The organism is Paraburkholderia sp. XV (assembly GCF_020177535.1).
Taxonomy (GTDB): domain Bacteria; phylum Pseudomonadota; class Gammaproteobacteria; order Burkholderiales; family Burkholderiaceae; genus Paraburkholderia; species Paraburkholderia caribensis.
This window is the reverse complement of the sequence record NZ_JAGUUD010000019.1, coordinates 16,533-37,083: the sequence shown is the minus strand read 5'-3', so window position 1 is coordinate 37,083 and position 20,551 is coordinate 16,533. Positions and strand designations below refer to the sequence as shown.

Genomic DNA, 20,551 nt, shown 5'->3' with positions numbered 1-20,551 from the left:
CATTGTCATCCCGACCGTCAACCTGTCGCGCTTCAGCTGCATCCGCTGTTGTCGTGATGGTCCGCTCCTTCATCTAGCGTTGGCAATCGGAGATGGCAAACGTACCGCTGCCGAACTCCTGGAAAACATCAGGCGAGCGCCTTATGGATGATTTCTACAACGTCGCGCGACTTGACTTGCTCAGCGACCGCGGTAAGCGCCTTGCGCATCGGCTCGCGCAGCGAAGGCATGTATGCACGCCATTTCTCGAGCATGCGCGCCAGTCGTGCCGCAACCTGCGGGTTCAACGCATCAAGTGTCACAACCTGTTCTGCCCAGAAGGCATAGCCAGAGCCGTCGGCAGCATGGAACTGTACGGGATTAGCACCGCAGAAGCTGAAGATGAGCGCACGGACACGATTGGGGTTCCTGATGTTGAACGCCGGATGGCTCATTAGAGCGCGCACAATCTCGACAGTTGGACGCTGCGACGTGCCACGCTGCATTGCCTGGAATGCAAACCACTTGTCGACGACCAGTGGGTCGCCCTCAAACCGACCATAGAAGTCGTCAAGCGCATGTTCCCCGAAATCGAGGCCTGCACTAGCCGATGCATTCAGCAGCGCCACGAGGGCTGCCGAACGGTCCGTCATGTTGTTCGCGCCTCGATATTGGGCGCTAGCCAGACGCACGGCATCAGCTGGGTCGTCGAGCTCTGCGAGGTAGCTGAGGGAAAGATTCTTCAAGCCACGCCGCCCGGAGGCATTCGGCGTCGGCTCATATGCGCCCGGCGTCAGATTGTCCTCGTACGTCGCAAGCCACTCTTCCTTAAGCGCAGTCGCCAGTTGCTTCCTCAGAAACTGTCGGGCAGCATGCACGGCCGCCGGGTCCGCATCCGTCATCAGTTCGGCCAGATACGTTTCAGTGGGCAGCACGAGCATGAGCTCACGGAAGCCCGGCGAGAGCGTGGCATCGATCAGAACACGGCGATACGAGCTGATAAGCGCGTCATTCGCTTCCAGGTGTCGGCTTGCAGCGGCGCGCGCCGCGAGAGAAAGAAGCTCGCGGGTTGCCAGGCACTGACCTGCTTCCCAGCGGTTAAATGGATCACTGTCGTGGGCAAGCAGAACGGCGAGCTCGTCGACGCTGTAGTCGTACTCCACGATAACCGGCGCTGAGAAATTGCGAAGCAGCGACGGCAACGGCTTTGCCGTCACGTCGACAAATGTGAAGGTCTGCTGCGTCTCCGTCAGCTCAAGTACGCGTGTTGTCTCTCGAGCAGCACTCTCGCCCTCAAGGCGAAGACGCATATCCACACCGAGCGGGCCGAGAAGCCCAATCGCGAACGGAATGTGCAGCGGCCCCATCCGGGTCGGCCGGGCTGTCACCGACGCGTGGCCATAGCTCTGCGTTAACGTCACGCTGTAGCGCTGAGCTGCCGCATCATACCGAGTCGTTACCGTCACGCGCGGCGTGCCGGCCTGGCTGTACCAGCGCTCGAACTGCGAAAAATCGCGACCGTTGGCGTCGGCCATTGCGGCACGAAAATCGTCGCACGTAGCGGCAGAACCGTCATGACGCTGGAAATACAGGTCCATGCCCTTGCGGAAACCATCGCGTCCGAGGAGCGTCTGATACATCCGCACAACTTCGGCGCCCTTGCGATACACCGTCGCGGTATAGAAGTTGCTGATTTCCGCATAGCTTTCCGGACGAATAGGATGCGCCATCGGACCACTATCCTCGCCGAATTGCATCTGGCGCAATACGCGGACGTCCTCGATGCGTTTGATAGCGCGAGCGGCCGCGTTCTCGTCCCCGCCCATCATCGCTGCTGTGAATTCCTGGTCCCGGAAAACGGTGAGCCCCTCTTTTAAGCTCAGTTGGAACCAGTCGCGGCATGTCACGCGGTTTCCGGTCCAGTTGTGGAAGTATTCGTGACCCACGATGGCCTGGATGTTCGCATAGTCCACGTCCGAAGCCGTCTCAGCATTCGCGAGAATGAACTTCGTATTGAAGATATTGAGACCCTTGTTCTCCATTGCGCCCATGTTGAAGTCGCTCACGGCGACAATCATGAAGCGGTCCACGTCCAGCTCGAGGCCAAAGCGCGTCTCGTCCCAGCGGATGGACTGAATGAGCGAATCCATCGCGTGACGGGTCTTGTCCAGGTCGTTCGGCTCGACCCACACTTGCAACAGCTTCTCTGCGCCAGAACTGGTCCTGACGCGCTCTTCGAGTGCTTCGAGTTTTCCGGCGACAAGCGCAAACAGATAGGCAGGTTTGCGAAACGGGTCTTCCCATTTCGCGTAATGGCGACCATCCGCCAATTCGCCCTGGTCAACCAGATTGCCGTTCGACAGAAGGACGGGGTAGGCTACCTTATCAGCGCGTAGCGTGACCGTATAAGTGGACATGACGTCCGGACGGTCCAGGAACCAGGTGATGCGACGAAACCCCTCCGCTTCGCACTGCGTGAAGAAGTTGCCGCGAGAAACATAGAGCCCCATCATCGTTGTGTTTGCAGACGGTGCACACACACCTGTGAGCGTCAGTTCGACCGAATCAGGAACGTCTTTGACCGTAAGACTACCTTCCCCGACCACCACGTCCGCTGGCGCACCATCAGCAACTGCGGATATGAATGTCAACTTTTCGCCAACAAGCTCAAGACTGCTCTCGCGCACGGCTTCCGGGTTACGTCGAACACGCATGGTGTTGCGCACTGTGGTTTGCTCTGGCGCCAGATCGAATTCGAGGCTGACCGAATCAATCAGGAACGAGGGCGGGGTATAGTCCGTGCGACGCACGATCGGCGGCGTTTCGTTAGAAGGCATGGGCTTGTTCGTTGTTCGTGAAAGCGGCCTCGCGATGAACGCGGATTACCGACTGGTGGTCTAACTGTGCGACAGGTCAGTTCGGGAGACGAGACGGATAGTCCGCCGCTGACGGCCCGGTGACAAACAAAAGCTTCCGCTCTTAAGGCCGCCAAGGCCAAAGCTACCTGCCTTACTTCACTTTCAAAGCCCCGCTGCAACCGACTCGCGACACTGCCTGACAACCGCCCTTACACATGCAATCGCGTGGTCAACATCCTCCTGCGTCGTATATCGGCCAAGGCTTAGTCGTACTGTCCGGCTGGCCGCATCATCATCCAGTCCAATTGCCGTCAAGACGTGCGACGGCGCGCCCGCAGCGGAACTACACGCAGACGTCGAAGAAATCGCCAGTTCGTCCGAAAGCATGAAAGGAAAGAAACCCGGCAGGTCGAGAGTCAGGCTCAACGTGTGCGGAATGCGCCTCGCGTGGGCTGCGTTCTGAACAACAACTCCGAGGTCCGCAACAGCGTCCATGAACCGTCGATGGAGGCGCGAAATGCGGTCGTTGTCGACCATCATTTCGGCCGCGGCCAGTTCGCAAGCAACACCCATCCCGACAATCTGGTGTGTCGGAAGAGTGCCGGAACGCAGCCCGCGCTCATGTCCACCGCCGTGCATCTGAGCCGCAATCCTCTTCGCGACATTTTCGCTGACATATAGAGCGCCGATACCCTTGGGACCGTAAAGCTTGTGCGCTGAAATCGACATCAGGTCGATGCCCATGGTCTTGACGTCGATGGGCGTCTTTCCCAGCGCCTGCGCCGCATCGACGTGAAGAATGGCGCCTGCGGCGTGCACGATACGAGACATTTCGGGGATGTTAGTTAGCGTGCCGATTTCATTGTTCACCAACATTAGCGAAACGATTCCGGTATCGGAGCGCAATGCCGCCTTGACAGCTTCCGGTGCAATTTCACCGCTTCCATCCGGCCGAACGTACGTCACCGGATGGCCGCGCTTCTCGAGGCTCGCCATCGTATCCAGAATTGCTTTGTGTTCAATCTGGCTGGTCACGAGGTGACAATGGCCATGTGCGTTCTCGGCGTACCCCTTGAGCGCGAGGTTGTTCGATTCCGTCGCACCTGAGGTCCAGACGATTTCGTCGGGCCTGGCCTTGATAAGGTCTGCCACTTGCGCGCGAGCACGCTCGACCCTTTCCCTTGCGCTGAGCCCGGCCGCGTGAGAACTGGACGCGGGATTGCCAAAGATGCCGCCGATACCCATGCATCCGAACATCGCCTCGCTTACTCGCTCATCCACCGGCGTAGTCGCCGCGTAGTCAAAATAACGCAAGTTGCTACCTTCGCTCATGATATTTCCGTCCAACCAGGATAAAGCGATGCTACGCGCGTCCAACAAGAAAGTGCTTCCAAAATAAAGCCGACTATTGGGTATAAACGGGATGGTTTTCCGACACGACAGCGAATGGCGGAATTGTCTTTTCGCGATGCCGCGTCGCTGGAAACAATTTCGAGGATTCAGAGCCCTTAACGATGGCAAAGCCAACAGAACGGAGACTCCCGAATGCCAGACGAACGAACGGCAGTCTCATCAGTAGAAACACATCCCTTCCCCGTCAAATCGAAGCTAATCGACCTCCATTGTTTCCCCACTTTCGCGCTAATCAACGACTGCTTCAGTTCGGCCCCTCGAGGCGCCTGGCAATCTGGTCGATGATACGAACCGGTGCCACTTCCAGTTGGGCGTCGTGCTCGGTAAGTAGCGTGGCAAATTTCTTTACCGTTGCAACGCTGAAGGCATAGCTACCTTCATGTCCGATGGCAAAGGCGTCAGTTGCCTCGCTTTCATAGTCCGCAACTGTTCGACCTGCTGCATTCCCGTACCCAAATTCACGGAGCATCGTCGTAGCCATCGCAACCCGAAGAAGCGTCCGAAGAGCCATGAGTGAACCGGCACCGGCTCGCATAGCCTCCAATTGCAAGTGATACTCCAGCGATAGGACATCGCGAATACGCTGTGGCAGTGGCAACAACTCCGTCTTCATCGACTTTTGGCTGACGCTAGCCTGCCTCAGGCGGGCGGACCAGTTCCTCATCTTTTCAACACTCCGTAACTCGACGTGCCGTCAGTTTCCGCACCGGGCTATGACCGGCAAAGGGCTTCGCGGGGGACGCACGGAGCTGCTCGGTAGAGAGAGTATCCACGTTACAAACTCGTTCAATTGCCGTTTAGTCTGTCATTCCGCTCCCGGGTTTCGATGGTCGGCTGCCCTGAGAACCTCCAACAGGGCAGCGATGGACGGAGCGGCGCCTAGTCACTGGTGCGGAGCGAAACCCCTTTACGCTGTGCCGCCGACCGTCATGTCGTCTACGCGCAGGGTCGGCTGTCCAACTCCCACGGGTACGCTCTGGCCGGCTTTACCACACACCGCTTTACCGGAATCAAGCTCGAGGTCGTTACCGACGAGGCTAATCTTCTTAATCGTCTCAGGCCCGTTTCCGGTGATAGTCGCGCCCTTGATGGGCGCAGTTATCTTCCCGTTTTCAATGAGGAATGCTTCGGACGCCTCGAACACGAACTGGCCACTCGTTATGTCCACCTGCCCACCCTCCAGCCCGGCAACATAAATGCCGTTCGCCACAGATGCGATGATTTCTTCCGGTTCGTGGTTGCCGTTGAGCATAAAGGTGTTGGTCATTCGCGGCATTGGGAGGCAGGTATAGTCCTCCCTGCGACCATTACCAGTTTGCGGCACCCCCATTAGCCGGGCGCTCAGCGAGTCCTGCATGAATCCCCTCAACACGCCATCTTCAATGAGAACGGTGCGCCCGGTCCGATGACCTTCATCATCCACATTCAGTGAGCCGCGGCGACCCAACATAGAGCCGTCATCGACAATGGTTACGCCTCGCTGCGCGACAGTTTGACCAACTCGACCAGCGAACACAGATGTTCCGCGCCGAATACCGTCTGCCTCAAGACCGTGCCCCACTGCCTCATGCAGAAGAACGCCGTTCCAGCCAGGACCAACCACAACACTCATCGGGCCAGCGGGCGCGGGGCGCGCATCGAGCTTGATGATTGCTGCATCTACGAGATTTTTGACGAAGGATGCGACAACATCATCCGACCATTCGCTAAACGAATATCGGCCACCCATTCCGCTGCGAGCATGCTCCATACGCGAGCCCGATTTTACTCGCACGCTCACCGAAAGGTTTAGCAATGGCCGCACATCACCCGCACTCATGCCGTCGTGGCGGGTCACCCAAACGCTCTCATATACCGCTTGAAGCGAAGCGCCAACTTCGACAACCCGGGCATCGTGATTTCTCGCCAGCTGGTCGACTTTTTGAAGGAGCGCGATTTTGTCCAAGGCATCGACTGATGCAAGCGGCGCCAAGCCCATATACAACGAGAAGCGGCCTTGCGCACCGTCATTGCTCGCGGTGGCTGTAGTTGTCGCGGCGCGCTCTCCGCTCGTGCGCAACTGGGATGCAACACGTGTAAGCGCAGACGCGTCTATTCGTTGCGAACACGCGAACGTCGTCTCTTCGCCTTTCATGACTCGAAGACCAAACCCAGAGTCGCGGCGATAAGAACCACCTCGAACGGCGCCGCCTTCCATGGACCATGCTTCCCTGACCGAGTCGCTCAAAAAGAGGTCCGCAAAGTCCCCGCCGGTTCCCATAGCGAGCGATAAGGCAGAGTCGACCTGGACCTCGTCGACGCCATTGCGCTCAAGCAAGCACTCCCGCGCAGCATTGCGTATTTCAGCCAACGTAGGCAACGGGTTCTGAAATTTCAAAATGTCATTCATACAATCTGGCTTCTGTTGATTGGTGTCTGAGCGACGCGAAGTGCGCCTATAACGTATCTAGCTGAACCGGTGGGTAGCCTCGGTTCCTTGGCACGCAAATGGAGCGCTGCGCCCCCACGGAAACCCATTAGCCGAACACCGGCTATCCACGAATTCGTCAGAGCCCGCCAACCTTCATTTCGTCAATGAGCCACGAGCCCGTGGTGATTCCCCCACGCGCTAGCCTATCGCCACCAATCGCGCGCAACCCTCTGAACATGTCGAAGAGGTTCGACGCGAGAGTCACCCCGGAGACGGCAAACTGAATCTCCCCGCCCTCAACCCAGAATCCCCTTGCAGCACGCGAGAGATCGCCGTTCAGTCGGTTCACGCCGCCACCGACTAAATCGGTAACAAATAGGCCACGGCCAAGCTTTGAGAGCATCGAACGCAGGTCGTCCGCTGTACTCGAGCGCTCGCTCCGAACCTCGAGGTTATGCGGCCCATAGCCGCTGCCGGTCGGCTCCATCTTGAGACGCCTCGCAGCGTAAAGTCCCAAAAAGTAGCCCCGGAGCACGCCTCTGTCGATGACAGCACGCCGAGAGACGGAAATGCCATCGCCGTCGAAACATCGACTGGACATCCCGCGCTTCACGAAGGGGTCCTCGATTACGGAAATATCTTCAGGGAAGAGAGAGGTGCCTGCACGGTCCTTCAAGAAAGAGCCTGTCCGATACAACGCATCGCCCGAAGCCGCTGCGACAAACTCTCGCAAAAGACCCATTGCGGCCATCGGCTCGAAAAGCACTGGGCATGTTTGCGTCGGAACCGAACGTGAATTCAGTGCGCCAAGCGCTCTCGAAGCGGCCGTCTTGCCGATTTCATCCGGGCTCGCCAGGCTTTCGTAGACTCTAGCGGCATCGCTCCAAAAACCAATCTGCCGCTCACGCTCCCCTGCTGCTACTGCAGTCGCTGAAATCGCGTTCATCGACCACGGTGTGCTTCCCATAAAGCCTCGCGACGTTGCAAGTAGCGAGACTCCGTAAGCCACATGGACACTAGCTCCGTTGGTTGCAGCAATCGCCTTGTCGACCGCATAGGCTGCCGCTTCCGCTCTGCGTGCCGACTCCACCATGTCATCCAGTGCGACATCCGCTGGATGACACAGGTCGAGGTCATGGATATCCGAAGCCAGGTGCTTTTCGTCAGCAGGTCCAGCCGCCTCGTCGCGCGCAGTGACAGCCGCGATGCTCAACGCAGCAACTATGGCAGCGTCCAGTCCACTACGCGAAAGGTCCGACGTCGCCGTGGAGGCTCTTCGACCGTCGCGGAAAACCGTAATCGTCACCTCCGAAACCAGCTGAAACTTTCGCTCTGCGGGCACGCCGTTGCGCACCGTAACGGAACGACTCTCAGTCCGGGAGATTTCTACTTTCGCATCTTCCGCGCCATTTGCCTTGGTCAGTTCGAGCGCCTGGGCGGCGATGTCTCCTACCTCGGCGTCCGGTGCGGTCGTCTCGACTGCGCTTGTCTGCATCTCATTACTCCGTTTCTTACCTTCAACTGAGTCAATCAACTTTGCTTCCAGATGGGTGCGCGAATTTATTCCGGCTGCACATTCTTTCTCACCCGGTAGATTAGAGTGACCAACTCTTCATGCGAGTCAACCTTACAACTAGTCACGGCTCGTGGCGGGTCGACGAACCAAAGGATGGGCTCTATTCCGACGAATTCAGCAATGTTGATTGCAGTTCTTTTGCCAAAAATCGCATCAAATCCCGCGATTCCAGAAATTCATTTCAACATACGCGACTAAAAACAGAGTGCAATTCCAAGCGACACGGATATCGAAAACGATTTACTTGTGGAAAAGCCGTCGTCGATTTTCACGGTTATGACACGGCTTATAGGAATCCAAAATTAACGTACCACCAGTGCATCTTCGAAAAGCCGAACACGCACCAGACTTCGGCCCCGAGGGAATTGATTTCCCTGCGTCTTGTCAGAGGCCGCCTCTGTAGCCCCCGTGACTAAAATAGAAAGCAATCCGTTTTGCTTACCGGCTCTCGCTCGTGAGCTCGACCATCATCTCGCCAACCAGCTTGCCATACGTACGCGTGGCTTCCTCGCCAGCAAAATAGAACGAACGAAAGCGGGAGATGATCTGCGGCTCGATCTCTGCGATGCGTTCTAACATCTGTTCTCCGTACGGCGGCTTCTCGCCCGCTTGCTTCGCTGCTGCTCCAATCTGGTTTGCGAGAGTGGCCATGGTGGATTCGTCCTCCGCGCTCCAACTATTCAGATGTTGCAGCTCATTACGTCGCAGGGACGCCACGCGGAAAACGAAGTTGGCCACTGCGTGCGAGTCAGAGTCGGGCCTGCACGCGATGGACGAAAGCACAGTTCCGATAGCACGTCGACGCCATCTTGAAGTTGCGGAGCCTTGCTCGTCACATGCTTCCCTCGCCGCCCTCCACTCCGCTTCAGTCGGCGCTTTCCCTTGGACGTTCGCAAGATGCAGGTAAACAAGGCGGTCGCGAAGAGACTGGAGCGCCGGGTCTCCGGCAATGTAATCTTCAAGCGTCTTCTCTTTGAGCACGCGTACCACGAGGCTGCTCGAAACAGGCTGCAGATTGGCGCCAACGGGCACACTATCGAGCCACTTTGCAACAAACCCCGCCGCTTCAAGGTGCGTGCCGCGATATGTAGAAAGCATTTCCGCAGTCACCGCGACCTCGTCAGGAATTCCGAGTTTTGTTACGCACTTTTCCATGTCTGCCTCGCCCACGGCAACTCGTAGCGGACCGATAAGCGGGTCGTCCCACATGGCCTCCTGGGGCTTCTCCGCCTTTGCGGATATATGCGCCCGCAGGTTGGCCAAAACTGCCTCCTTGAACGAGACATTACCGCCAAAGGCACTGAATGTTGTGGGAGTTTGCGCGGAGATATTGCTTTCGATGCCAAGCTGGGCGTCGACGAAACGAGCGAGCTGTGTCGCCGACTTTGGGCCGACAGAACGCGCGACTTCGCGACCTTCCTTGAAAAGAATCAATGTCGGAATTCCTCGCACCGAGAATTTGTTTTGCACCGAAGCGTTCTCATCCACGTTAACCTTCATAAAATCCACTTTGCCTGCATACTCGCGACTGACTTTCTCGAGAGTTGGCATGAGGGATTTACATGGACCGCACCACTCGGCCCAAAAGTCGAGAAGAACAGGAAGCTTGTTAGAAATAATGTCTTCTTCAAAGCTGACTTCCGTGACACTCTTCAGGATGCTCATTGAATTCCTTTGTCTGTTAGGTGTTAGCAATATTTGTCGAAAACGTATTCGCGTTGCTTACTCCGCGCCCTAGCAAGGCATTTTTTCGAGACCTCGCCTGTCTTCAAATGGGAGATGCGGAGCCTTCCCGTTCTGGTCCGGCTCACTGGGTTCCGAAGTGGAACCGCTGCTGAAGTCGATGGCCATCTCGTGCAGCTCGGCGAGTTCCCGCCGATGGGCTACACTAAGAATTGTTGCGTCTGGCAAACTGGATAGAAGGAGCGTATATAGCTCCCTTTCGCTCTGCGAATCCAGCGCCGACGTGCATTCATCAAGAAACAGAACATTCGGTTTAGCCAACAATACTCGCGCAAACGCAATACGTTGCTGCTCTCCCCCCGAGAACCGTCCGTCCCATCTGTCGACGACATTCAGCGAATCTACGTACGCGGAAAGGCCGCAGGCACGAAGAACCTCGACGCACTCTTCGTCCCGGAAGGCGCTTTCGTCTTCGGGATACGTAACGACTGCCTTCAAAGTACCCGACGGCATATAGCTGCGCTGCGGCACAAAGAACATGCCACTCGACGGAATCGTAATCGTCCCTTGACCATGAGGCCAGAGACCTGCCAATGCCCGAAGCAGCGTGCTCTTCCCGGAACCGGAGCGGCCACGAACAATGCAACGCGAACCTGGTGAAACTGTGAAGTCGGGAACACGCGCCAGTTCCAGTCCGTCAGCGTTTGTCAGCAGAAGGCCGCACCCCCTAACAATGTGGCTCTCGCCACGCTCCACAACGAACCCTACGTTCTCCGTGACAACTTCCACTGCCAGGAACTCGCGAAGCCGGTTTGCCTCAGCGCGCCACGAAGCGAAACCGAGGTAAACCTGCGGAAAGAATGATAGCGCGCCTGTCAACGAGCCGAACGCACTGTTGGACTGCATCAAACCGCCGAGGGTGAGGTTCCCGCCCATCAAGCGGGGAAGCACCAATAGCGTGGGAACAATAGAGCCAAGGTGCCCGACCGTATTGGTGAAGAAAGCGACTCTCGTCGTAATCCAGAGGGTCGAAAACAGGTTGGAGATAACCTTGTTGAGTGAATTCGAAAGATTCTGGCGCTCCGTTTGTTCGCCACGAAGAAATGCAATCTGTTCAGCAAATTCGCGCACACGGACCATCCTCACCCGGAAATCACCCTCCAGACGATTCTGTTTTGCATTCAACGTAATTGCGCGTCGCCCCAGGAGATGGGTGAAGAGAAAAATGGTCACTTGATAGACCACAGCAGCAAAGACGAGATAACCAGCAACCGTATAGGTCGAACCTCCGAGGGTCACCTTCATCCCGCCACCAATATTCCAGAGCACAATCGCGAACGTGATTATCCTGACAGGGACGTCGAGAACGCCCATAGTCAGAAGCAGCGAGTCGTGCACGAAAAGTCTTACATCATCGGCCACACGCTGGTCTATGTTTTCGAGCGCACCATCGCGCTCGATACGATAATAAAATCGCCGCTCAAGCCACTTTTCCGTTATCCAGTTCGTGAGCCACTTGCGCCACCGAAATTCGACAACCGACTGGAGTGCTACAGCGAGCATCATCTGGGCAGCGTTCAACACGGCCACGACGATGAAGGATGTCAAAAGTGCGGGCAGCAAAACAAACTTTTGCGCGCCGATAGCGTCGTAGAAGGTCCCGGTCCAGCGATTTAGCCAAAGAGATGCATACGTCCCCACCCAACCGCCGACGAGAACGCACGCCAACATCGCGAGTGACTGTAGACCCTGCTTTGTTTTCCAGTACGGAAGAATGAGGAGCCAAACGGATGGAAAACGCCGGCGAGCCTCCTTATCCTCGGCGCGGTCTTTCGGGAACGCGCGATTGGCGCTCACTTCTCCACCTTCGGAGGTTGCATAACGAAATTGAGCTTGTTGAGGCCCCCGCCCTGGAGTGCGGCCATCACAGTGGCGACCCTGCCGTACGGCACGTTCTCATCGGCATCGACGTTAACCGCGGGCGGGTCAGGCTGCTTTGCCGCCGATGCGATACGCTGCTTCAACGCATCGTCATCAACTGGTTCTTTGTCCCACAGGACCGACTTGTCTGCCGTAATCGAAATGTCGATGTCATGAGCCTTCGACTCCGCAGGCTGCGCTGCCGCGGTCGGAAGCTGAACCTTCACCGCTTTGTTGATGACCGGAAGCGTGACGATAAAAATGATGAGCAGCACCAGCATGACGTCAATCAGCGGCGTCATGTTGATATCGTTCATGACCCCTTCATCATTGCCGCTATCGAGCAGGATTGACATGGCTAACCCCGACTTACGCTGCGACGTTGACGTTCTGCGCTTTGGCGGCACTCGTGCCCGACAGTGCACGCTGCATTTCGTTACGCGCCTTCGCGCCCGTGACGAAATAAACGTGCAGTTCGTGCATGAAGCGGTGCAAGCGTTGGCGAACACGGGTGTTGCCGCGATTCACATAGTTGAATCCAAGGACGGCCGGAATGGCAACGAAAAGGCCGAACGCGGTCATAACCAGCGATTCGCCGACCGGGCCTGCGACGTGGTCGAGACTTGCCTCGCCAGAGAGACCAATTGCCATTAGTGCGTGGTAAATGCCCCACACGGTACCAAACAGCCCGACGAACGGTGCCGTACTGCCGATTGACCCCAGGACTGCAAGACCGTTTTGCAGACGCGCGGCCTCCTCATCGAATGCGTTTCGCAAGCCGCGCGCGACCCACTCTCCAGAACCCAGGCTCCCTTGCATCACCGAGTGACTCGCTCCCTGCTGTTCGTTTGCTTCGCGACCGGCGACGACGAGCGCCCGGTAGGGGTTGTCGGCAGACGTTCCAAGCGCGTCCAGACCTTCATTCAGGTTTTGCGTCGCCCAGAACCTGGTTTGCACACGCTTGCCAATCGCCTCGAGACGGCGATTGCCGATGGCCTTCGTCAGAAGCACTGCCCACGACGCGACGGACATTGCGAGCAACGCGACGAAGATGAATCGCGTGACGATGTCACCCGTCTGCCATACGTTTGCGATACCGTACTGTTCCATTTGCCACTCCGATTTTTCAAGTTCAGTCATTCAAATTAAACGCAACAGGCTGCGTCGCCTGAACTGCTTGCGCGACTCCTGCGGTCGTGTAGGGCCGGCAACGTCCGGCCCGAATCGACGCGAGGGCGGCGGCGTCCAGTGAATCAAAACCACTGCTTCGTGCAACGCGGGCTGCCGTCACTTGCCCATCGGTGCCAATCGTCAGTTTGATGACGACTGTTCCTTCCTGTTGAAGACGTTTTGCCTTTGAGGGGTACTCCGGGGCCGGGATCTGACAACCCAATTGCTTGAGTTCCCCTTCGTTAATCTCCTTCGGCTTGTCCAGGAGGTTTGGGCCCGGAGCGGTAACCGTCGGAGCGACTGGTGCAGCAGGCGTCGCGGGTTCCGCTTGTTGTTGCACCGGCGGCGCATTTTTTTCGACCTTCGGCATGTTGTGCGGAGCCGCGTCAACAGTACGGGGGCTAGGAGCCGTTGAAGAAAGGACCGACGCCTTCTTAGGCTTCACCACCACAGGCTTGACCACCGGCTTTGGTTGCGGCTTCTGTTCCGGTGGCTTGACAGGTTGCGGTGTCGGGGCGGCGACTAGCGTCACCTGCACGGTGCCCGCCGGCTTCCCCTCAGAAGTGAGAATCACGGAGGTATGGTGAATTGCGAAATACAGTCCAATCCCGTGAGCCACCACGACGGCCGCAGTGACCAAACTGCTGCGTATCTTCCGGGACCGCACGTTCGCGCGCGGCTCTCGTGTGGAGTCCTTGTCGTTCGGCCAAGACTGCAGATTGATTGATTCAGTTGTCATACGCACTGCCCGGCAAGATGGTCGGCTATTTCCCCAATACACTGAGGCTCGTACGCCTAAACGGCGGGGAACAGGTCGAAGATTTTTGAAGCTCGTGATCGCTGAATCAACACTAGAGCAATCAATTTTCCGACGAACCCGCGCAGGAACTGTTGTTCAGTGTATCCATCCGTTCTGGAATGTTTTTTTGAAACAATTCTCTCCGCACACGATTGTTGGAATCTGTTTCTAATACGGTCGGCGTGAACGGGCATACCATTCCTCACGGCCATCAAGCGAGGGTTTACCATGGCGTGTGTGTCGTCCATTCCAGCGTCTCCTTTCGCGATGAGCCGACGGTTTCCGGCTCCCTTGTTAACGTTGTGCAACGAGCAGAGAAAAGTGACACCGCTGGAACGCTAATATTTGCGCGGGCACCTGCACGGGGTGCCTGCGCATCCAATTACGGACTGCCTTTCGCCAGACCCGCGCACGGCATCAGAAAACTTGAGCTCGCGTTGAGGGTTGCATTGCGGAAGAAGTTCGATTCATGAAGCGCAAGCCTGCGCACGGAAATGCTTCGCCCGTGCCAGTCTTCGCATTCATTCGATAGCCGCCGCCGAGCGCCCAGCCTCCGGAGGTGGAGTCCCGGACGCTACCGCCTAAATGAATCCGACTTCCATGGCCATTTCCTTCACGCTGAAAGCACACTCTGCCAACTCGTCTGGTCATAGCAAGACCGGACTGCCTCATATCCAGAATAATCAATCAACAAACCCGGAGACGCCGCGCTTGAGGTCGACCGTGCAACAAGGAGCCTGATTACGCAACTGTCGAACGGTGGGGACATACGTGTGAATGCGGATAGACCGTCATGCGGGGCGCGATGCATCGTAGGTGGTTCGCACAGCAGTACAGACACTGCGTGACGCTAGCTTCCGCCTGACAATAACGTCAGCAGCAAGCGATGCGAGACCTCGTATGCTCAAGCACCTGGTTGCCGCCGTCGCAGACAAAGACGCGTGCCATGTGACGGCTAAACTGGCGACCGCGCTTGATAACGGCATCAACCTTGCGCGTGACTTCGGCTCTCAGTATAGGAATATCCGTACGCCAGTTTTTTCGACTAGCGCCTCAGAACAACGCAGCCGCGAAAATATCGCAGACGCTCTTCACCGTACCTGAGCGACGCTATACACGAAGCAGAACTGCAGCCCAGTGTGGGGTGAAGGCGCACTCGCTTGTAGAAAGCGACTATGTACTGGTTGATATCGCGCCGGGCCTCATCGTGGTTGGAGTACTGACGCTGCCACACGCGCTCCATTTTGAGGCTCAGGAAGGGTCTCTCCATCACTGAATGGCCCCAGCAATTAGCTCTGCGCCGTGCGAATGCAGGTGAGCGGTAGGCTTAACACACTCTACGCATATTTACAGGATTTCCATACGTAGCACCAAAGATGACGGCGGCGGCTCTCCTAAACGTGAAAAACGTTCCCTAGTTTCGGAAGCAGCACTCGCGTCTTCAGGCAGAGAGACTCGCATACAACTGCGGTCGATGGATAGTCGACGTCTTGAAGGTTCAATTAGACCAGACACCGTACACGCAAAAAAATCGCTCCTTGTCGTGTGTTCGGACAAGGAGCGAGAAACCCTCTGGCATACGGACTAGAGCTTCGACATCGCCGCTTCAGCCGGCAGCCAACGGGCTCACGCTTGATTCATGAACGTAAGCGTGGCGATGACCACATCAGAAGTCGAATGTGCTGGTCAGCAGAACAGTGCGCGTTGTCCCCATTGGAATGAAGGTAGACGTAGTGCTGCTGTAGTACAGGTTGCGATTGAACAGATTCTTGACAGCAAGGTTCAGACCGAAATTTTTGTGACGATAGAAGATTGAGGCGTCAGTCTCGAGTTGACTTCCTATAGGGTATTTGCTGTTCGTACCCACTTCCTGTGAACTTGCGAAGGTAAAGCCGAGACCGACTCCGAGGCCCTGAAGTGCCGCAGTCTGGAAGTTGTAGGTCGTCCAGAGATTCGCAGAATGTTTCGGCAGATTGACAGCGAGCGTCGGGCTATACGGCCTTACGTAATCGTCGTACGTATATTGGCCGATAAGATTCAGCCCAGGGAGAATCTGGCCTTGCACTTCCAGTTCGAAGCCGCGACTGACCGCGCCGCCGGCAGCAATATAGAACCCCCGATGGATGGGGTCCGAGATATTCTGGTTCGTGTAGGAAATTCGATAGGCTGCAACCGTGACGGACAGCTTGTCATCCAGGAAGTTTCCCTTTAGACCAACTTCCTCCTGTTTGCTTCTCTGCGGCGGCAGCGTCCCTCCCCCGAAGGTCGTCGCAGCCGAAGGCTGGAAGCCCGCCTGATAGTTCGCGTACGCGGATACATCCTCGGTCAACTGGTAAAGCAGTCCGAGGTTAGGCGTCCACGCGCTTTGGTGTTCCCCTTTTGGACTGTCCGTCAGTACACCAGCGGAGGTGATGGTCTCATTTACGCCGCCTTGCCAATATTGATTGTTCCGGATGGAGCCCAGCACGTGCAGGCGTTGCCAGTTGGCTTGTTCCTGAAGGAAAAACCCGGACTGGCTTTGCATTTCACGAATCGCATAACTCAGGCCGCTTCCGTTGCTGGTAAGTTGCGGAAACGTCGGCGGATTGAAGATATTTTGCACAGAAACGATTTTCCCGCCGTCGTTCCATTCAAACTCGTTGAAATGCCCGGTCGTGTAGTCCCAGCCAAATAAGGTCGTCGTTTTCACCGCACCGAAATCATATTTCGCACGGAGATAATTTTCGAACGTCCAGTTGTACGTCTCTGACGTTGTATCGAAAGACATAAAAGGTGCGCCGTTCGTCGCTGATAGCGCCGTCACCGACTGCCAACCACGTTGTAGCTCCTGCGTTTCCGTATAGTTCGCCTTGCTCACAAATGTGAAGTGCGAGCCAAGTTTTTGCTCGAACTTGTAGAAGAAGTCATCCTGACGCATCGAGAAGCCGTCACTGGGGTTTCCCAGTGGATGGTCAATTCGGGTACTGAGTATCCCGCCAGAACTCTTACCTATCGCGTACTGCGGCATCGGGTTATATGACACAGTGCGGTCATATCCGACGGTAATATCGGTGGTGCTATCTTTCCACTCGAGCGTCGGCGCAAAATAGAAGTTGGTAGGACCATCATAACCCATCGAATTTTGACCACCACCCTGGTCCGATAGGACAAAGCGGTACATCAGCTTTTTGTCTGGAGTGATGGCGCCGGTGCTGTCGAACGAACCCGTGAGATTGCCGTACTTGCCATAGCTAAATTGTACTTCGTGAAACGGATCGGCTTGGGGCGCCTTCTTCGTGATGTTAATCACGCCTCCGGCCGGTGCATCGCCAGCCAGGATTGCCGCGGGCCCTTTCAGGACTTCCACGCTCGAAATAGCAATGGTCGGGGTGAGGTTTGCTGCTGAACCCAGGCCACCCGCCTGTGAAGTAGGCATGCCATCGGTCAGCACTGCAGCATTCTGAAAGCCGCGCACCGCGTAACTCGGCAGTCCGAGCCCGCTCGGATAGGTAGTGACGCCGGCCACATTTTTGAGAACATCGGTCAGCGTCTGTGCGTTTTGACTCGAAATTACCGCGGCGTTCACCGACGAAACGGAAGTGGGCGTCTGACTGAGCGGGGTATCCGTACGCGTGAATGTACTGGACGACTCCGTTACAAAGCCAGTGCCGCCCGAGTCGCGCTGCGCGGCTACGCTGATGAGCGGCAACGTCGTATCGACGCTAGCTGCGACTGCCGCTGCTGGTGCCGACGCACCTGACGCCGGCGCAGCGGCTGTCGCGGCAGTTACCGTTCCGCCAACGTTCGCACTCGCCGCTGCATTTTCTTTGGTGATGGTGAGGGTTCCGGTCGGCGTACTTTCAAGCTTGAGCCCCGTGCCGGAAAGCGCGTGACGAATAGCTTCTTCCGGGGTATACGTACCGTCCACCGGAGCCGATTTGAGCGATTGGACGAGGGAAGCGTCATAGCTCAGTCGGACCTTTGAGGACTGTGCAATTTCTACCAACGTCCGGTCCAGCGGACCGCTCGCGATGTGGTAGGTGTGCTCTACGCCAGTCTGCGCGCACGCAACAGCACTGAAGAAGACCTGGGCAACGGCCATCGCGATGGCGATGCCTGAGACATTACTTTTAATACTGCGCACGCCAAGCTTGTTCTTCACGATTTCCTTCCCCAATGTGAGGGACTTCCCTTATTGATTAGTTATCCTATTTACAACACGACTGTCGCTGACCCGGTTCCTCATCCCTGAGGCGTTCCCACAATTCTCGCTACCCCAACCGCCGCCATCTCGCCAACGAGGCGTTTCCAGCCTACCTAAGCACCGACATCAACCGTTTCACCGACAGAGAAAAGTCTAACAACCCGTTCTGAAACGTTTTTTCGAAACAATTCGCCGCCTCTTCGAATTCTGAAATCGATTTCCACCGCGGCACCCCGGCGAGGAATCCTGTCCCCACAGCGTGACTGTCGTGACGAGATTCGCTCATGAGACATAGTTCAGCGGAAGGATGGTCGTGTGCTTGATTGTTTCCATGGAAAAGCTCGAACTCACGTCGAAAATGTCCACTTCGCTAATCAAGCGTTTGTAGACGCCGTCGTACGCGGCAATATCAGGAACGACGACCTTCAACATGTAGTCGATATGCCCACTCATGCGGTATACCTCCACCACTTCTGGAATATCGGCGACCACTTCACAGAACCGCTTGAGCCATTTGGCCGTATGCTGGGCAGTCTTGATTTCCACTAGTACCGTAACGCCGAGGTTGAGTTTCTCCGCGTTGAGCAACACGGCACGGCGTGCAATGACACCGTCTTGCTCAAGCTTTTGAATCCGGCGCCAGCACGGGGTCGTTGACAGATTCACACGGTCTGCAATGTCAGCCACAGAGAGCGTGCTGTCCTGTTGTAGGACCGATAGGATTGCCTTGTCGATGTGGTCAATCACGTTTCCTCCGTTCGTCGCACACTGGCTTCGGGAGAGAAAATCGCCTCCCCTTATCTGCGTTGTGCATCCAGCGAAGAAAAGTGACACCGGTCGGCAAGTTTTTTTTGCCGGTGGAAGATGCGGTCAGTCGCGCATCGCCTCAGGTGGCGATTGCAAGGGCCTTCCCGTAGAAGTTCAGACTAAGCCCTAGTCCTTCAGCGAGTTGCCTTAGGGAGGCTTCGATGTCGTCGAGCGGAAAGACGCCACTGACTCGTCGGCTCAATGCAGCACTGGGAAAACGGACATAGCCCTTGAAGTACCGTCCGAGCGTTTCCACGACATCGGGAACCGCGCGGTCAAGAACGACCAAGGTGCCTGTTGTCCACGCGAAAATGTCCGACGACGTCTCTGGCATCCGCTGAATTCGATGCGAGGAAAGCGACCACGCCGTTCCGTCGATGGCCTTCACACGCCCTCCATTGCGGTCAGTAAGGATAGCGTCCCCGCCTTGCACGGCCACAACCGTATGCGTTCGCAGGGCATCCACGCTCAGCTTGGCGGTACTGGTCTGGACCATGCCGTCGCGCGTCCTGACGGCTATCAGGCTACTGGTCTCAGTGCGAGCCCCGGTAGCAATCTGTCCAGAGGCGACGAAAATGTCGCCCTGTGGGCCCTTGGCCGGCACGTAGACACGTGTGGACGCACCCAACGTAAGCCGCACGCCGTCGTCGAGCGCCACGTTTTCCGGAGCCGCATCGCCGTTGTGTAAGTCCGCATCAAGTGCAAAAGCTTTAATCAGTTCTTTCGTGCCGACACCCGCGAGCACACCAGTGGCTACGCCTGCGCCAATCTTCAGCAGTCGCCGCCGCGTGTGCGATGGTTCATCTACGGCTCGCCGAACCGCGGCACTTGAGGCACCCTCGAGTGCAGAAAACTTTTTAAGCCGGGCTTGGAGCTTCGCCCAAGCGGCATCGTGGGACGGGTCTGCAAGCCGCCAGTTCTCGAATCTGGCACGCTCATCAGATGAAACGTCGCCGGCACGCAAGGCCACCTCCCACTCGATTGCCTCCTGGATGGCGACATCATGCGTAGGAACGTCATCGGACGCAGTTAACTTATCAGGTAGCATCGTGTGAGCGCTTGGGCGATGTATTTGCGGACCATACTGGACGATACGCCCAGAATCGAGGCTATCTCTGCGTAGGTCAATCCATCCACCTGACTATATATGAAGGCGCTTTTTGCTTTGGGCGATAGTCCATCAAGCGCCCGGTCGATGAGCGCGAGTGCCTGGGAAATCTCTGAGATGGATTCGGCGGACGGCGCAACGGGCTCATCACTGTGTGCCAGCGACTCCAAGTACGCTCGTTCGAGGTCCCGTCGCCGCCACAACTCGTAAGTCAGCCGTTGAGCGATGACCGTCAGAAGTGCGCGCGGCTCGCGGACAGAGGCAAGGTCTTCAACCCCCGCAAGCTCGACAAACGAGGACGAAGCGAGGTCTTCAGCATCAGCGGCCGAACCGAGGCGACGATGCAGCTTCGATTTCAACCATCCGTAGCTTGACCGAAATTCATTTGCGAGCCATGCCGCGCGCGAACGAGCAGGTTCTTCGCCCATAACTAGCTTCGCCGCCGGTCGTATTAGATCTGAAACCTTGCTCATCTGGCACCGTGTACGAGCCCGCGGCGCCTGCGGCATTCCGGCGCTTCGCGTCCGCAGAACGTTCTATCTGAAAAGCGCCCTAGCCTTAGTATGCCATTTCAATATTCCGATGTCGTCGTGCAATTTGCAACCAACGCCCCACTTACTGGAGTCAATTCAGGACTTTACTCGC

At 56.8% G+C, this 20,551-nt stretch carries 15 protein-coding genes and 1 pseudogene; 1 reads left to right on the top strand and 15 read right to left on the bottom strand.

Annotated elements, in window-relative coordinates; genetic code table 11:
• Positions 1-128: 128 nt before the first annotated feature.
• The 11 genes and pseudogenes from pepN to KFO72_RS12655 form a co-directional block, all read right to left on the bottom strand.
• Positions 129-2,816, bottom strand: coding sequence for an aminopeptidase N (gene pepN / locus KFO72_RS12705; RefSeq protein ID WP_225032261.1), 2,688 nt, complete (start codon positions 2,814-2,816; stop codon positions 129-131).
• A gap of 189 nt (positions 2,817-3,005) precedes the next feature.
• A pseudogene (locus KFO72_RS12700) lies at positions 3,006-4,169 on the bottom strand (cysteine desulfurase family protein); the annotation flags it as partial.
• Positions 4,170-4,494: 325 nt separating this feature from the next.
• Complete coding sequence (locus tag KFO72_RS12695) at positions 4,495-4,914, bottom strand: Fis family transcriptional regulator (protein ID WP_225032260.1); 420 nt, start codon at positions 4,912-4,914, stop codon at positions 4,495-4,497.
• 243 nt (positions 4,915-5,157) lie between these two features.
• On the bottom strand, positions 5,158-6,639 hold the full coding sequence (tldD, locus tag KFO72_RS12690) for a metalloprotease TldD (RefSeq protein WP_060609605.1): 1,482 nt from the start codon (positions 6,637-6,639) through the stop codon (positions 5,158-5,160).
• Between the two features lie 157 nt (positions 6,640-6,796).
• A complete protein-coding gene (locus KFO72_RS12685; protein ID WP_225032259.1) occupies positions 6,797-8,194 on the bottom strand; it encodes a TldD/PmbA family protein in 1,398 nt (465 codons plus the stop codon).
• Between the two features lie 480 nt (positions 8,195-8,674).
• The gene (trxA, locus tag KFO72_RS12680; RefSeq protein ID WP_225032258.1) at positions 8,675-9,901 is read right to left on the bottom strand and encodes a thioredoxin; all 1,227 of its coding nucleotides are present in this window, start codon (positions 9,899-9,901) and stop codon (positions 8,675-8,677) included.
• Positions 9,902-9,970: 69 nt separating this feature from the next.
• Positions 9,971-11,776, bottom strand: coding sequence for an ABC transporter ATP-binding protein/permease (locus KFO72_RS42295; RefSeq protein ID WP_225032257.1), 1,806 nt, complete (start codon positions 11,774-11,776; stop codon positions 9,971-9,973).
• Positions 11,773-12,195 (bottom strand): ExbD/TolR family protein, encoded by a 423-nt coding sequence (locus KFO72_RS12670; RefSeq protein ID WP_054931403.1) that lies wholly within the window; start codon positions 12,193-12,195, stop codon positions 11,773-11,775. The genes KFO72_RS42295 and KFO72_RS12670 overlap by 4 nt, the downstream gene beginning before the upstream one ends.
• 13 nt (positions 12,196-12,208) lie before the next feature.
• Positions 12,209-12,949: a MotA/TolQ/ExbB proton channel family protein gene (locus tag KFO72_RS12665; RefSeq protein ID WP_054931456.1), complete on the bottom strand. Its 741-nt coding sequence runs from the start codon at positions 12,947-12,949 to the stop codon at positions 12,209-12,211.
• A gap of 22 nt (positions 12,950-12,971) precedes the next feature.
• Positions 12,972-13,748 carry an energy transducer TonB gene (locus KFO72_RS12660; RefSeq protein WP_225032256.1) on the bottom strand — a complete coding sequence of 259 codons (777 nt, stop codon included), beginning with the start codon at positions 13,746-13,748 and terminating at the stop codon, positions 12,972-12,974.
• Between the two features lie 56 nt (positions 13,749-13,804).
• Positions 13,805-14,056, bottom strand: coding sequence for a hypothetical protein (locus KFO72_RS12655; RefSeq protein WP_225032255.1), 252 nt, complete (start codon positions 14,054-14,056; stop codon positions 13,805-13,807).
• Between the two features lie 652 nt (positions 14,057-14,708).
• Here KFO72_RS12655 and KFO72_RS12650 point away from each other — a divergent pair.
• Entirely contained in the window at positions 14,709-14,912 is a 204-nt protein-coding gene (locus KFO72_RS12650; protein ID WP_146174416.1) for a hypothetical protein, read from the top strand.
• 562 nt (positions 14,913-15,474) lie between these two features.
• Here KFO72_RS12650 and KFO72_RS12640 read toward each other — a convergent pair.
• The 4 genes from KFO72_RS12640 to KFO72_RS12625 all read right to left on the bottom strand — a co-directional run bounded on the left by KFO72_RS12640 (position 15,475) and on the right by KFO72_RS12625 (position 20,379).
• Positions 15,475-17,949: a TonB-dependent siderophore receptor gene (locus KFO72_RS12640; protein ID WP_225032254.1), complete on the bottom strand. Its 2,475-nt coding sequence runs from the start codon at positions 17,947-17,949 to the stop codon at positions 15,475-15,477.
• A 324-nt stretch (positions 17,950-18,273) separates the two neighbouring features.
• Entirely contained in the window at positions 18,274-18,738 is a 465-nt protein-coding gene (locus KFO72_RS12635) for an Lrp/AsnC family transcriptional regulator (RefSeq protein WP_224101328.1), read from the bottom strand.
• Between the two features lie 139 nt (positions 18,739-18,877).
• Positions 18,878-19,846, bottom strand: a complete 969-nt coding sequence (locus tag KFO72_RS12630; RefSeq protein WP_225032253.1) for a DUF4880 domain-containing protein — start codon at positions 19,844-19,846, stop codon at positions 18,878-18,880.
• Complete coding sequence (locus KFO72_RS12625) at positions 19,828-20,379, bottom strand: sigma-70 family RNA polymerase sigma factor (protein ID WP_082433849.1); 552 nt, start codon at positions 20,377-20,379, stop codon at positions 19,828-19,830. Before KFO72_RS12625 ends, KFO72_RS12630 begins: the two co-directional genes overlap by 19 nt.
• Positions 20,380-20,551 lie beyond the last annotated feature (172 nt).